Below are 13,896 nucleotides of genomic sequence, written 5' to 3'. Positions count from 1 at the left end.
TTGGTGACATGAGCAGCCAGCGCCCGCATGCCGACGTCCCCGGGATGAAGCTCCCCACCCCGCGTACCCCCGACCCGGCATCGGCGCCCGCGCTGCGGTGGGGTCTGCTCGGCGCCGGCTGGATCGCCTCGCAGCTGGCGATCTCCCTGCGGGGCACCGCCCAGACCGTCGTGGCGGTCGGGTCGCGCGACCTGCAGCGAGCCCAGGGGTTCGTCGACGAGCACGTGCCCGATGCCCGGGCCCACGGCAGCTATGCCGACCTCGTCGCCGACCCCGATGTCGACGCGATCCACGTGGCCAGCCCGCACAGCGAGCACCTCGAGCACGCGCTGCTGGCGATCCGCGCCGGCAAGCACGTCCTCGTCGAGAAGCCCCTCGCGCCCACCGCCGACGAGGCGGCTCAGATCGTCGCCGCGGCGCGCGAGGCCGGCGTCTTCTGCATGGAGGCGATGTGGACCCGCTTCCTCCCGCACGTCGACGTCCTGCGCCAGGTGCTCGACGCCGGCCTGCTCGGCGAGGTGAGCACCGTGCTCGCCGACCACTCGATCCCGCTGTGGCCCGACGGCCCCGAGCGCCTGGCGAGCCCCGACCTCGCGGGCGGCGCCATGCTCGACCTGGGCATCTACCCGCTGTCCTTCGCCTCGCTGTGCCTCGGCGGCGTCACCTCGGCCGCCGGTGTGGGCTCGCTCACCGACCGCGGGGTCGACCGTCGGGTCGCCTTCGTCGTCCAGGGCCCGAGCGGTGCCGTCGCCTCGTGCGCCACCGACATGTCGGTCTCGTCGCCGACGACCGCCTCGGTCAACGGCACCTGGGCGCGGCTGGAGCTGGAGACGCAGTTCTACACGCCGACGACGATGCGGCTCGTCGGCGCCGACGGGGTCGTCCTCGACACGATGGAGGGCGACCCGGTCGAGAAGCACCGCGGTCTGAGGCACGAGGCCACCGAGGTGGCGCTGCGGGTCGCCGCCGGCGAGACGGAGTCGCCGATCATGCCGCTCGACGAGAGCGTACGGATCCTGCAGGTCGCCGGGGAGCTGCTCGGCTCCCTTCGGCCCGCATTGCCGTAGGGCAATGCAGAGAGTGCCCGCATTGCCGTAGGGCAATGCAGACGGTGACCGCATTGCCCTACGGCAATGCGGCGAGGGGGAGGTGGGCGGACAGGTCGGTGCGCTGGCCGCTGACCCGCACCCGGCCCGAGGACACCGCCTCGGCCCACCCGAGGTCGCCGACGACGAGCTCCAGCCAGCTCTGCGCGTCGGTCTCGACGACGGCCGGCGGGGTGCCGCGGGTGTGCACCGGCCCCTCGACGCACTGCACCGCAGCGAAGGGGGGGGACCCGCACCTCGACGCTGCGCCCGGGAGCGGCGTCGCCGAGGTCGGCGACGGTGTGCCGCACCGCGGTCGCGAGGGTCGTGCGGTCGACCGCCGACCGGTCGTCGCTGGCGGCCCACGCCCGCAGCGCGGCCCGGCCCTGCTCCACGGGGATGCGTCGTCGTCCTGCCACGACCCCAGTCTCGCACCGCCCAAGGTTCACCGAACGGTCAGGGAACCTTCCCCCTTCGTCCTGCAGATGTATCCCGGGTACGGCAGCATCTGACCCGGTGTGCCCGATGTCGGGCTCGTCACACACCCTGCCCCGGAGGAACCCTCATGTCCCTGAAGAAGAGAGGCGCGTCGCTGCTCGTCGGCGCGGGTGCGATCACCGCACTCGTCGCCACGTCCGGCACCGCCCACGCCGCCGACCCCGTCGAGCCGGGCGGGATCGACCCGTCGCTGACGACGATCAACCTGCTCAACATCAACGACTTCCACGGTCGCATCGACACCGACGGCACGGGCGCCTCGGGCAAGGCCTTCGCCTGCACCGTCGTCGAGACCCGGGCCCAGCTCGGCGAGGACTCGACGGCGCTGCTGTCGGCCGGGGACAACATCGGGGCCTCCCCCTTCACCTCCGCCTCCCAGGAGGACCTGCCGACGATCCAGTTCCTCAACACCCTCGGCCTCGAGGCCAGCGCCGTCGGCAACCACGAGTTCGACCGCGGCTTCTCCGACCTCACCGGCCGCGTCAGCCAGGCCGCGGACTTCGACCTGCTCGGCGCCAACGTCTACGAGCGCGGCACGACCACCCCGGCGCTCGACGAGTACTCGATCGTCGAGGTCGGCGGGCTCAAGGTCGGCGTCGTCGGCGCGGTCACCCAGCAGACCCCGTCGCTCGTCTCGCCGCAGGGCGTCTCGGGTCTCGACTTCGGCGACCCGGTCGAGGCGGTCAACCGCGTCGCGGCCCAGCTCAAGGACGGTGACGCGACCAACGGCGAGGCCGACATCGTCGTCGCCGAGTACCACGAGGGCGCGACCGAGGGCGACGACCTCACGACGCTCGACGCGCAGGTCGCCGCGGGCGGCGCCTTCGCCGACATCGTCAACGACACGGCGGGCGAGGTCGACGCGATCTTCACCGGCCACACCCACAAGGGCTACGCCTGGGACGCCCCGGCGCCCGACGGCGGCACCCGGCCGATCATCCAGTCCAACTCCTACGGCGACACCCTCGGCCAGCTGCAGCTCGGCTTCGACGAGGAGACCGGCGAGGTGACGCAGTACTCGGCGACCAACGTCGAGGTCGCCGACCCGACCGACTCGTGCGCCAGCAACCCGACCTACACCTCCGCCAGCGCGATCGTCGACGAGGCCGTCGCCACCGCCGGCGAGCTCGGCAAGAAGGTCATCGGGACGGTGAGCGACGACATCACCACCGCCCACAACGACGGCGCCCGGGACAACCGCCAGCGCGAGTCGACCCTGGGCAACCTCACCGCCGACATCTGGCTCGACGCACTCAACCAGCCCGGCCGCGGCGGCGCCGACATCGGCATCATGAACCCCGGCGGCCTGCGCGACGAGCTGCTCTACGAGCCCACCGGCGACGAGGAGCCCGGCGAGGTCACCTACGCCGAGGCCGCGTCGATCAACCCCTTCGCCAACACGCTGATGACCGTCGACCTCACGGGCGCACAGGTCGTCACGCTCCTGGAGCAGCAGTGGCAGCCGGAGGGTTCCTCGCGACCCTTCCTCAAGCTCGGGCTCTCCGACAACGTCACCTACACCTACGACCCGGACGCCGCCGCCGGCAGCCGGATCTCGTCGGTGAGCATCGACGGCGAGCCGCTCGACGAGGGCGCCACCTACACGATCGCCTCGGGCTCCTTCCTCATCGGCGGCGGTGACAACTTCACCGTCCTCGCCGAGGGCAGCAACGCCAAGGACACCGGCCTCATCGACACCGACGCCTTCGTCAACTACTTCGGCGCGCGTGACGAGGTCAGCCCCGACCACCGCAAGCAGGCCGTCGCGATCACCGACCAGCCGAGCGAGCTCACGGCCGGCGACGAGGTCTCCTTCACCGCCTCCGGCTTCGACCTGACGTCGCTCGGCTCGCCGACCAACTCCGAGGTCGAGGTCTTCGTCGGCGACGACTCGGTCGGCACCTTCCCGATCACGGCCGGCCTGATCCAGGGCGTCCCGACGCGCAACGGCACCGCGGACATCAGCTTCACCGTCCCGGAGCAGGCGGGCGCCCCGGCCGGCATCGCTGCTGCCGCCGACGACGACACCTCGCAGGTCCGTCTCGTCGCCTCGCCGAGCGACACCGAGGTCAGCTTCCCCGTGACGATCACGGCGGACGAGCCGACCTCGACGACGACCGACCCGACGACCTCGACGACGAGCGACCCGACGACCTCGACGTCGAGCGACCCGTCCACCTCCACGTCCACGTCCACGTCGACGAGCGGGACGGGCACGCGCACCGGCACGCCGACGGCCACGTCGACCTCCGGCACCGCGCCGGGCACCGATGGCGACGTCACCGGCCCGGTCGTCGAGACCGACGACACGACCCCCGGCCCCGGCGCGGGTGTCGTGGGCTCGGGTCTGGGGCTGCTCCTCGCAGCCGGCGCGGCCCTGGCGATCGCCGGCGCACGCCGCACCGCGGGTCGTCGTCACTGACCCACCGCACCACCGACGAAGGGGGTCACGCACCGGCGAGGTGCGTGACCCCCTTCGCGTCTCGAGGGCCTCGCAGAGCTCGGCCACCTCGACGACCGCGGTGGCACGTGTGTGAGGGTTGGCGCATGGCCGAGGTGGAGTTCGTGGCGGACGAGCACAGGGGCGTCACGGTGATGCGTGACGGGCATCCGCAGAGCCACGTCGACGTCGATGACCCGGAGCACCTGGTCTTCGAGTACGTGCAGCACATGGCGGCCGTCCTCGACGCGGTCCACCCCGCCCCCGACCCGATCGGCGTCACGCACGTCGGCGGTGCCGGCCTGACCCTGCCGCGCTGGGTGCACGCCACCCGCCCCGGCTCCCCGCAGATCGTCCTCGAGCCCGACGAGACCCTCACCGCCGCCGTCCGCGAGCAGCTGCCGCTGCCCCGTGGCCACCGGATCCGCGTGCGGCCACAGCTCGGCCGGCCGGGGGTCGAGGCGCTCAAGGACGCCTCGGCCCATGCGGTCGTCGTCGACGCCTTCGACGAAGGGAGGGTCCCGGCGGACCTGCAGACGGTCGAGTTCTTCGGGCACGTGGCGCGGGTGCTGCGGCCCGACGGCGTGCTCGTCATGAACTCCCCCGACGAGCCGGGCTGGCGGCACCTCGCCGGTGTCGTGGCGGGGGCGCGGGCCGCCTTCGGCCACGACGGGTCGCTTGCGCTCGTCGCGATGCGTGACGTCATCAAGGGGCGCCGCTACGGCAATGCCGTGCTCGTCGCGGCCCACCGACCGCTCGATGTCGACGAGATCCGGCGGCAGGTGGGGCGCTGGCCCTTCCCGTCCGGGCTGCTCGGCGCCGCAGAGCTCGCCCGCCGCACGGCCGGCGGCCGGGTGATCACCGATGGGGAGGCGCGGCCGGCGCCGACCGCTCCCGACCCGGGCGCCTGGCGGGTGCGCTGACGAGGCCGCGGGACGACCTGGGGCATATCAGGTGGACGCGCGACGCCGTCAGCCGAAGTAGCGCGCCATCGTGCCGGTGTGCGCGGCCCCCATCTCCTCCAGGCCGAGGTCGAGGACGTCCTTGACCTTGAGCCGGTCGGCATCGGTCGTGCCGAGGCGCGCGACGGGGACGCCGTGCGCCTCGGCGATGCCGACGACGGTGACCAGGTCGCTCTCGCTGCGCACGGTGACCAGCGCCCTGGCCGTCGACTCGGAGTACAGCGCCGTGAAGGCGTCGATCCCGTCGCGGTCGAGGACCGGCGACAGGTCGACCGAGGCCCCGGTGCCACCGGTGAGGACCGACTCGGCGAGCGCCACGGCCAGACCGCCGTCGGACAGATCGTGCGAGCTGGCGAGGACGCCGCGACGCACCGCGTCGACGAAGAAGGAGGCGAGCGCCTTCTCGGCGGCGAGGTCGACGACGGGCGGCTGCCCGCCGAGGTGGCCGTGCAGCGCGTGGGCCCACTCGCCACCGTCGAGCTCGTCGCGGGTCTCGCCGAGGAGCAGGACGATCTCGCCCTTCGCCCGGAAGCCGGAGGCGACGGACGTGGCGACGTCGTCGATGACCCCGAGCACGCCGACGACGGGCGTCGGGTGGATCGCCGTCTCACCGGTCTGGTTGTAGAAGGAGACGTTGCCGCCGGTCACCGGGATGCCGAGCTCGAGGCAGGCGTCGAAGAGGCCGCCGATGGCCTGCTGGAACTGCCACATGACGCCCGGGTCCTCCGGCGAGCCGAAGTTGAGGCAGTCGGTGACGGCCAGCGGCAGGGCACCGGAGGTCGCGACATTGCGGTAGGACTCGGCGAGCGCGAGCTGGGCCCCGGCGTAGGGGTCGAGGCGGCCGAAGCGGCCGTTGCAGTCGGTCGAGACCGCGACGCCCAGACCGGACTCCTCGTCGACGCGGACCACGCCGGAGTCGTGCGGCATGGCGCGCTTGGTGTTGCCCAGGACGTAGCGGTCGTACTGGTCGGTGACCCACGTCTTGTCGCAGATGTTGGGCGAGGCGAGCAGCGCCAGCAGGTCGGCACCCGGGTCCGCGGGACGGGGAAGGGAGGAGCTGCTGTCGGCCTGCACCGCGTCGAGCCACTCCGGGCGGGCGATCGGACGCTCGTAGACCGGGCCGTCGTGGGCGACGGACCGCGGCGGCACGTCGACGATGGTCTCGCCGTGCCAGGTGATGACGAGCCGGTCGCCGTCGGTGACCTCGCCGAGCACGGCGGCCTCGACGTCCCACCGGCCGGTGATCTCGAGGAAGGCGTCGAGCTTGTCGGGCGCGACGACGGCCATCATCCGCTCCTGCGACTCCGACATGAGGATCTCCTCCGCGCGGAGGGTCGAGTCGCGCAGCGGCACCTTGTCGAGCTCGATCTGCATGCCGCCGTCGCCGGCGGAGGCCAGCTCGGACGTCGCGCAGGACAGGCCGGCGCCACCGAGGTCCTGGATGCCCTCGACGACGCCCGCGGCGTAGAGGTCGAGGCAGCACTCGATGAGCACCTTCTCGGCGAAGGGGTCACCGACCTGGACGGCGGGCCGCTTGGCGGGGCCGCCCTCCTCGAAGGTCTCCGAGGCGAGGACGGAGACGCCGCCGATACCGTCACCGCCCGTCTTGGCGCCGAAGAGCACGATCTTGTTGCCGGTGCCGGACGCGTTGGCGAGGTGGAGGTCCTCGTGGCGCAGCGAGCCGACGCACAGCGCGTTGACGAGCGGGTTGCCCTGGTAGCACTCGTCGAAGACGATCTCGCCGCCGATGTTGGGCAGGCCGAGGGAGTTGCCGTAGCCGCCGATGCCCTTGACGACGCCCGGCAGGACGCGCGCGGTGTCGGGGTGGTCGATGGCGCCAAAGCGAAGGGGGTCCATCACCGCGATCGGGCGGGCGCCCATCGCCATGATGTCGCGGACGATGCCGCCGATGCCGGTCGCGGCACCCTGGTAGGGCTCGACATAGCTCGGGTGGTTGTGCGACTCGACCTTGAAGGTCACCGCCCAACCCTGGCCGATGTCGATGACGCCGGCGTTCTCGCCGATGCCGGCGAGGGTCTTGCCCAGGGGGGTCTCGGAGGGCAGGTCGCCGAAGCGCTTGAGGTGGACCTTGGAGGACTTGTAGCTGCAGTGCTCGGACCACATGACCGAGTACATCGCCAGCTCGGCGCTCGTCGGGCGGCGGTCGAGGATCTCGCGGATGCGCTCGTACTCGTCGGGCTTGAGACCGAGCTCGGCCCACGGCTGCTCGGTGTCGGGGCTGCCCTGCGCGACGGCCACGGTGTCGAGGTTGCTGACGGTCACGCGGACACCACCTGCTCGAGGACGGACGTGAAGAAGGTGCGGCCGTCGAGGCTCGGGCCGAAGCCCTCCTCGACGGCGTGCTCGGGGTGCGGCATGAGGCCGACGACGTTGCCCCGCTCGTTGGTGATGCCGGCGATGCCGCGGGAGGAGCCGTTGGGGTTGTCGCCGACGTAGCGGAAGGCGACCTGTCCCTCCCCTTCGAGCCGGTCGAGGGTGGCCTCGTCGGCGACGAACTGGCCGTCCTGGTTCTTCAGGACGATGCTGATCTCCTGGCCGGCCTCGAAACCGCTGGTCCAGGCGCTCTCGGCGTTGTCGACGCGCAGGACCTGGTCCGTGCACAGGAACTTGCGGTGGTCATTTTGGATCATCGACCCGGGGAGCAGGTGCGACTCGGTGAGGATCTGGAAGCCGTTGCAGATCCCGAGGACCGGCATCCCTCCCTTCGCCGCGGTGATGACCTCGCCCATGACCGGGGCGAAGCGTGCGATGGCCCCGGCGCGCAGGTAGTCGCCGTAGGAGAAACCGCCGGGGACGACGACGGCATCGACGCCGTGCAGGTCGGCGTCGCCGTGCCACAGGGCGATGGCCTCGCCGCCGCACAGGGTGACGGCGCGGCGGGCGTCGGAGTCGTCGAGGCTGCCGGGGAAGGTGATGACGCCGATCTTCACGCGCCGGCCCCGGTGATCGGCGCCTGCTCCGGCTCGTCGCTCGTCAGCTCGTGGACGCTCACGACGTCCTCGATGACGGGGTTGGACAGGAGGGTCTCGGCGGCCTCGCGGGCCTGCGCGAGGTGGGCCTCGGTGACGTCACCGTCGACGGACAGCACGAAGCGCTTGCCCTGCCGCACGTCGGTGAACTGGTCGATCCCGAGCCGGGGCAGCGCCCCCCGGACCGCCTGGCCCTGGGGGTCGAGGATCTCGGGCTTGAGCATGACGTCGACGACGATGCGTCCCACAGGTGTCTCCTGGTGCGAAGGGGGTGGTCCGCCCGTGAGTCTAGTTGGCGGGGTCGCCGCCCCTCTCCCTCGCCCACGTTCGCCGAGCCCTTCCAACGTTCGTCGAGGTGCGAAGCCGCCCGCGGCTGAGCCTCGAGACGCGGCGAGGACGAAGTCCCCTCCTCCGCTCCCTGAGGAGGAGGCCGCCCGCGGCCGACGTCTCGAAGGGACGAGCCCACCCCTCTCACACCCCGCTCCCTGAGGAGGTCGCGCAGCGACCGTCTCGAAGGGAGCGACATTACCGTTGTCACATGGCACCACACCCACCCTTGGATGAGGGCTCGGCCGAGACGTCGGAGATCGTGGCGGACACCCACCTCCTTCGCGAGATCACCGTGGCCCTGGACGATCTCCGCCGAGGAGACGTGCTGACAACCGAGGATGTCTTGCAGAGCCTGAGGGACGCGGGGCGAGGATGACCGCGTGCCGGTGCTGATCCTGACGCACCGCCGCGGCGCCTACCGCAGCTGACCCCTCACCCCCATCGCTCGGCCAGATCACGGACGACCGTGAGGTTGCGGTTGGTCCACACCCCCATCGCCCGGTCGTGCGCGGCGGGCAGCTTGACCTGGTGGTAGCGGTCCTTGCCGTCGAGCAGGAGGTGGACGGCGCGGCCGCGGACGGTGGTGGCCTCCCCTTCGCCGACGTGGGTGAGCAGCTCGACGGCCTCCGTCGACGGCACCTCCCGCATGAAGGTCACGTAGTGCGCCGCCACGTCGAAGGGCACCTGCCCCGCCACCTCGCCCGCATCCGCGACGACGGCCACCAGCTCGGCCGGCGTGAGCACCACCGTCGGCACCTCGAAGCCCCGGTCGGCGAGGAAGGCCGCCTCGAGCGTCGCCTCGACGGCAGCGGTCGAGCGCTGCCGGCTCTTCAGCCGCACGTTGCCGGTGTTGAGGTGCACCGCGACGTCGCTCGCACCGGTCTCCTCGACGACCCGCTGCAGGTCCGCCTTGGGGAACCTGCGCTTGGCGCCGAGGTTGATCGCGCGGAGGAAGGCGACGTAGGTGGCCATGCGCCCATCATGGCGTGCACAAGAGGTCGTTCTGGTGCATCTCGCGGCAATGGATGGGCGTCAATCGCAGCAGGACTACCTGTTGTGCACGGGCGCGGCTTCGAGGCTCGGCCGCGGACGGCCTCACACCTCAGCCAGCGGGGTGAGGACAGGCTTCGAGGCTCGGCCGCGGACGGCCTCACACCTCAGCCAGCGGAGGCGAAGCGCTCGCGCAGCTCCCGCTTGAGGATCTTGCCGCTCGGGTTCTTGGGCAGGGCGTCGAGGATCTCGATGCGCTTGGGCCGCTTGTAGCTCGCGAGCACCTGCGCGCAGTGCTCCTGAACCGACTCTGCGGTGAGCCCCGAGCCCTCCTTCGGCACGATCGTCGCGGTGACCGCCTCGACCCACGTCGGGTCGGGCAGGGCGAAGACCGCGACCTCGGCGACGTCGGGGTGGGCGTAGATCGCCTCCTCGACCTCGCGGGAGGCAACGTTCTCCCCACCGGTCTTGATCATGTCCTTCTTGCGGTCGACGATCGTGATCCGCCCGTCGTCGTCCGCGATGCCGAGGTCACCGGAGTGGAACCACCCTCCGGCGAAGGCTTCGGCCGTCTTCTCCTCGTTGCGCCAGTAGCCGGCCGCGATGTGCGGGCTGCGGTGGACCACCTCGCCGACCTCGCCGACGGGCACCTCGTTGCCGTCGTCGTCGACGAGCCGCGTCTCGACCATGAGCACCGGCCGCCCCGCGGAGCCGGCGTGCGACAGCTGCTCGTGCGGCGGCAGGATCGTCGCGACGGGTGCAAGCTCGGTCTGGCCGTAGAAGTTCCACAGGTCGACATCGGGCAACCGCTCCTGGATCTCCCCCAGCACCTCGACGGGCATCGGCGAGGCCCCGTAGTACCCCTTGCGCAGGCTGCTCAGGTCGGTGCTGTCGAAGTCGGCGTGCCGCAGCAGCGAGATCCACACGGTCGGCGGCGCGAAGTACTTCGTCACCCCGTGCTCGGCGATGTTGGCCAGCACGGTGGCCGGGTCGGGCGCCGGCAGGATGATGCTCGTGGCGCCGAGCATGATGTCCGGCCCGAGGGAGCAGTCGAGCTGCGCGCAGTGGTAGAGCGGCAGCGTGTGCAGGTCGACGTCGTCACCGGTCATGCCGCCGTCGACGATCGCACTGAGGTACTCCGCCTGCAGCGCGCGGGAGGTGAGCAGCGCTCCCTTGGGTCGGGACTCGGTGCCAGAGGTGTACATGAGGCGGATCGGGTCGTCGTCGGCGACGATCGGCTGCTCCCAGCCCGTGGCGTCGGTGGCGACGAGGTCGGCGAAGGGGGTCCACCCCCCGCTCGCGTCGCCGGTCACCACCCGGGTCGCGATCTCCAGCCCGCTCGCGTCGATCGCCTCGTCGGCGGTCACGAGGAACTCCGGCTGGGTGACCATGGCCACCGGCTCGCTGTTGCCGAGGATGAAGCCGACCTCGTCCGCGGTGAGCATGAAGTTGATCGGGACGAGGATCGCGCCGAGCCGTGCCGCGCCCCAGGCGAGGGCGGCGAAGTCCGCGCTGTTGCGGCTGAGCAGGGCGACGCGGTCCCCCTTCGTCACGCCGCGCTGGGCGAGGCCGGCGGCCACGGAGGTGACGATCGCGTCGAGCTCACGGAAGGACCAGCGGACGTCACCGTCGATGATCGCGACCTTGTCCCGGTGGCGAGCAGCACTGCGGCGCAACACCTCCCCGAGACCGTTGGCGCGGGCGATGGCCATCTCCGTCTGCGTCGACATGAGCCCGAGTCTGCCAGCGTGTCGAGTCGCGGAGTGATGCGAGTCACCCTAGGTTGTGAGCGGCCCGGTGCGCAGGGCACGGGGCAGACAGGGGAACACATGATGAAGAACGTCCGCACGCGCCTGCTCGCGCTGACCGCCACGGCCGGCCTGGCCGTCAGCCTCGGCTCGGTGACGGCGTCGGCCGCACCCACGCCGGCCGCCGCGCCCGCCGCACCGACGAAGGCCACCACCACGACCTCGACCGAGGACGCCAAGCTCGACAAGGTGGCCACCCCCAGGCTCGGGTGGTTCAGCTGTTACGGCGGCGCGGAGTGCGCCACCGTGAAGCTTCCGCTCGACTACGACAACCCGAAGGGCGCGAAGACCAACGTCGCCGTGCTGCGCCAGAAGGCGACCGGCAAGCGCATCGGCACGCTCTTCGTCAACCCCGGCGGTCCCGGCGGCTCCTCGACGGAGATGGCCTACGCCGCCGACCAGTGGCTCTCGCCCGAGGTCCGCGAGAAGTTCGACGTCGTCGGCGTCGACCCGCGCGGCATCGGCTTCAGCGACCAGGTCCAGTGTCTGCCGGTCGAGCGCCAGGACGAGGTGATGAAGGACCTGCGCGTCGCCTTCCCGGTGGGGACCACCGAGCAGCGGCGCTTCATCACCGCGACCGAGAAGGTCACTCGCGCCTGCTCGAAGAACTCGCTCGCCACGTCGATGTCGACGGCCGAGGTGGCCCGTGACATGGAGATGGTCCGGCGCGCGCTCGGCAGCGACAAGCTGAGCTACATCGGCTTCTCCTACGGCAGCCACCTCGGGACGACCTACGCCAACATGTTCCCGAAGAACTTCCGCAGCCTGGTCATCGACGGCGTGCTCAGCCCGACGGCGTGGTCCGGCACCCGCAGCACCCAGTCGTCGCCCCTCGAGGAGCGCCTCAAGTCCGGCCGCGGCGCCTCCAAGGCTCTCGACAAGATCCTTCAGGAGTGCGGCAAGGTCGGCCCGTCGAGGTGCGGCTATGCCGAAGGGGGCGACCCCAAGGCGAAGTTCGCGGCCCTGACCGCCGAGCTGAAGAAGAAGCCCGTCGAGGTCAACGACCCCTTCGAGGGAGGGACATTCACGCTCACCTACGCCGACGTCATCGGCACCCTGCTGGGGACCCTCTACGACCCCGAGGCACCCTCGATCGTCGACTTCACCCTGACCGACATCGAGTCGATGATCGAGGCGTCCGAGGCGCCCCAGAGCCGCACCGCCACGTCCCAGCGCACGACGCTGCACCGGGAGGTCGTCGCCGAGCTGAAGAAGGACCGCATCGCCCCGCGGCGCGGCTTCGTCTACGACAACTCGCTCGACGCCTTCCTGTCGGTGACCTGCACCGACAGCCGCGAGACGACCAGGATCGACGACTTCCCCGCGTACGCCACCAAGAGCGACGCCGCCGCGCCGCACTTCGGTCCCGCGTGGCTGTGGGGCTCGGCCGGCTGCGCCGGTGACGCCTTCACCGGCCAGGACGAGGACGCCTACGTCGGGCCGTACAACCGGGTCACCCCCAAGGGTGTGCTCGTCGTCGGCAACTACTGGGACCCGGCGACCAACTACGACGGCGCGGTCCGCACCCGCTCGATCCTCGGGCGCTCCCGCTTGATCTCGAGCGACTCGTGGGGCCACACCGCCTACGGCGTCTCGGCCTGCGTGACCCAGCGGGTCGACAGCTACCTGCTGCGCGGCATCTCGCCGCGCATCGACGCCACCTGCCCCGCCGAGACCGAGATGTTCCCCGACTGGGGCGCCCAGTCCACCCCGGAGAGCGTCCCGCAGCTGCTCGAGCGCACCAGCCTGCCGAAGGGGAAGGGCAAGGGCTTCCCGGCCCCGACGGTCGTGCGCTGACGCGTCACGCCGCCTGAGGCACGAGGGGCGAAGGGGGTCACCCCCTTCGCCCCTCGTGCTTCTCCCGGGTGGGGCACGCGTGAACGCTCCCGATCAGGAGCGGAAGGTCTGCCCCGTCAGCCGCTCGTAGGCCTCGACGTACTTCGCGCGGGTCTGCGCGACGACGTCCTCCGGGAGCGAAGGGGGCGCCTCGCCCGAGGTCTTGTCCCAGCCGCTCGCCGGCGAGGTCAGCCAGTCGCGGACATATTGCTTGTCGAAGCTCGGCTGCTGCCGGCCGGGCTGCCACTCGTCAGCCGGCCAGAAGCGGGAGGAGTCGGGCGTGAGCACCTCGTCCGCCAGGACGATCTCGTCGCCCCGCATGCCGAACTCGACCTTGGTGTCGGCGAGGATGATGCCGCGCTCGGTGGCGATCTCGTTGCCGCGCTGGAGAATCCGCACCGTGAGGTCACGCACCCGCGAGGCGAGGTCCTCGCCGATCTCGGCGACGACGCCGGAGTAGGGGATCGGCTCGTCGTGCTCGCCGACGGGCGCCTTGGTCGAGGGGGTGAAGATCGGCTCCGGCAGGGGCGAGCCGTCGACCAGACCGGCCGGCAGCTCGATGCCGCTCACGGCACCACTCGCCCGGTACTCCCCGAGCCCGCCACCGGTGAGGTAGGCGCGGGCGACGCACTCGACGGGCAGCATCTCGAGTCGCTCGACGAGCACCGCCCGGCCGGCGACGGCCGCAGGGACGTCGGTCGAGACGACGTGGTGCGGCACGAGGTCGGCGAGCTGGTCGAACCACCACAGCGACATCTGCGTGAGCACCGCGCCCTTGTCGGGGATCGGGGTGTCGAGCACGAAGTCGTAGGCCGACATCCGGTCACTCGCGACGAGCAGCAGCTGGTCCTCGCGCGGCTGCCCGTCGGTACCGACCGGCGCGTAGAGGTCGCGCACCTTGCCGGAGTAGACGTGGGCGTAGCCGGGCAGCTGCAGCGGGGTCTCGCTCATGGGCAC

10 protein-coding genes and 1 pseudogene are annotated in these 13,896 nt (G+C 71.5%); 4 read left to right on the top strand and 7 right to left on the bottom strand.

All coding sequences use genetic code 11. The annotated features are described in order from the left end of the window. Positions 1 to 8 precede the first annotated feature (8 nt). Positions 9 to 1,067 carry a Gfo/Idh/MocA family protein gene (locus H7A72_RS01195; RefSeq protein ID WP_223277723.1) on the top strand — a complete coding sequence of 353 codons (1,059 nt, stop codon included), beginning with the start codon at positions 9 to 11 and terminating at the stop codon, positions 1,065 to 1,067. Between the two features lie 58 nt (positions 1,068 to 1,125). On the opposite strand, the pseudogene H7A72_RS01190 reads toward H7A72_RS01195, so the two are convergent. Beyond that, positions 1,126 to 1,504: pseudogene (locus tag H7A72_RS01190) on the bottom strand (sterol carrier family protein). 146 nt (positions 1,505 to 1,650) lie between these two features. On the opposite strand from H7A72_RS01190, the gene H7A72_RS01185 reads away from it, so the two are divergent. Together H7A72_RS01185 and H7A72_RS01180 are read left to right on the top strand one after the other, a co-directional pair. Further along, positions 1,651 to 4,005 (top strand): bifunctional UDP-sugar hydrolase/5'-nucleotidase, encoded by a 2,355-nt coding sequence (locus tag H7A72_RS01185; protein WP_185221374.1) that lies wholly within the window; start codon positions 1,651 to 1,653, stop codon positions 4,003 to 4,005. Between the two features lie 125 nt (positions 4,006 to 4,130). Then, positions 4,131 to 4,946: a spermidine synthase gene (locus H7A72_RS01180; RefSeq protein WP_185221373.1), complete on the top strand. Its 816-nt coding sequence runs from the start codon at positions 4,131 to 4,133 to the stop codon at positions 4,944 to 4,946. 48 nt (positions 4,947 to 4,994) lie between these two features. On the opposite strand, the gene purL is transcribed toward H7A72_RS01180, so the two are convergent. The 5 genes from purL to H7A72_RS01155 form a co-directional block, all read right to left on the bottom strand. Then, positions 4,995 to 7,268 carry a phosphoribosylformylglycinamidine synthase subunit PurL gene (gene purL / locus H7A72_RS01175; RefSeq protein WP_185221372.1) on the bottom strand — a complete coding sequence of 758 codons (2,274 nt, stop codon included), beginning with the start codon at positions 7,266 to 7,268 and terminating at the stop codon, positions 4,995 to 4,997. Further along, positions 7,265 to 7,936, bottom strand: coding sequence for a phosphoribosylformylglycinamidine synthase subunit PurQ (gene purQ, locus H7A72_RS01170; RefSeq protein ID WP_185221371.1), 672 nt, complete (start codon positions 7,934 to 7,936; stop codon positions 7,265 to 7,267). Before purQ ends, purL begins: the two co-directional genes overlap by 4 nt. Then, on the bottom strand, positions 7,933 to 8,223 hold the full coding sequence (gene purS / locus H7A72_RS01165; protein ID WP_084452897.1) for a phosphoribosylformylglycinamidine synthase subunit PurS: 291 nt from the start codon (positions 8,221 to 8,223) through the stop codon (positions 7,933 to 7,935). Before purS ends, purQ begins: the two co-directional genes overlap by 4 nt. Positions 8,224 to 8,737: 514 nt before the next feature. After that, positions 8,738 to 9,277, bottom strand: coding sequence for a DUF1697 domain-containing protein (locus tag H7A72_RS01160; protein WP_084452895.1), 540 nt, complete (start codon positions 9,275 to 9,277; stop codon positions 8,738 to 8,740). A gap of 185 nt (positions 9,278 to 9,462) precedes the next feature. Further along, the gene (locus H7A72_RS01155) at positions 9,463 to 11,025 is read right to left on the bottom strand and encodes a fatty acyl-CoA synthetase (protein ID WP_185221370.1); all 1,563 of its coding nucleotides are present in this window, start codon (positions 11,023 to 11,025) and stop codon (positions 9,463 to 9,465) included. Positions 11,026 to 11,127: 102 nt separating this feature from the next. Between H7A72_RS01155 and H7A72_RS01150 the strand changes: the two genes are divergently transcribed. Next, on the top strand, positions 11,128 to 12,900 hold the full coding sequence (locus tag H7A72_RS01150) for an alpha/beta hydrolase (protein WP_185221369.1): 1,773 nt from the start codon (positions 11,128 to 11,130) through the stop codon (positions 12,898 to 12,900). A gap of 93 nt (positions 12,901 to 12,993) precedes the next feature. Here H7A72_RS01150 and H7A72_RS01145 read toward each other — a convergent pair whose 3' ends face one another. Continuing rightward, positions 12,994 to 13,890: a phosphoribosylaminoimidazolesuccinocarboxamide synthase gene (locus H7A72_RS01145; RefSeq protein ID WP_072623478.1), complete on the bottom strand. Its 897-nt coding sequence runs from the start codon at positions 13,888 to 13,890 to the stop codon at positions 12,994 to 12,996. Positions 13,891 to 13,896 lie beyond the last annotated feature (6 nt).

Origin of the sequence: Janibacter sp. YB324 (assembly GCF_014217915.1) — a bacterium.
Taxonomy (GTDB): domain Bacteria; phylum Actinomycetota; class Actinomycetes; order Actinomycetales; family Dermatophilaceae; genus Janibacter; species Janibacter indicus.
Note: the sequence above shows the minus strand (reverse complement) of the source record. Positions and strands in the feature narration are given on the sequence as shown.

What these genes read in the sequence shown, in the direction of transcription:
- H7A72_RS01180 (WP_185221373.1), top strand. Translation starts at nt 4,131, where the DNA reads ATGGCCGAGGTGGAGTTCGTGGCGGACGAGCACAGGGGCGTCACGGTG.
- H7A72_RS01150 (WP_185221369.1), top strand. Translation starts at nt 11,128, where the DNA reads ATGAAGAACGTCCGCACGCGCCTGCTCGCGCTGACCGCCACGGCCGGC.
- H7A72_RS01145 (WP_072623478.1), bottom strand. Translation starts at nt 13,890, where the DNA reads ATGAGCGAGACCCCGCTGCAGCTGCCCGGCTACGCCCACGTCTACTCC.
- H7A72_RS01155 (WP_185221370.1), bottom strand. Translation starts at nt 11,025, where the DNA reads ATGTCGACGCAGACGGAGATGGCCATCGCCCGCGCCAACGGTCTCGGG.
- H7A72_RS01160 (WP_084452895.1), bottom strand. Translation starts at nt 9,277, where the DNA reads ATGGCCACCTACGTCGCCTTCCTCCGCGCGATCAACCTCGGCGCCAAG.
- H7A72_RS01195 (WP_223277723.1), top strand. Translation starts at nt 9, where the DNA reads ATGAGCAGCCAGCGCCCGCATGCCGACGTCCCCGGGATGAAGCTCCCC.
- H7A72_RS01185 (WP_185221374.1), top strand. Translation starts at nt 1,651, where the DNA reads ATGTCCCTGAAGAAGAGAGGCGCGTCGCTGCTCGTCGGCGCGGGTGCG.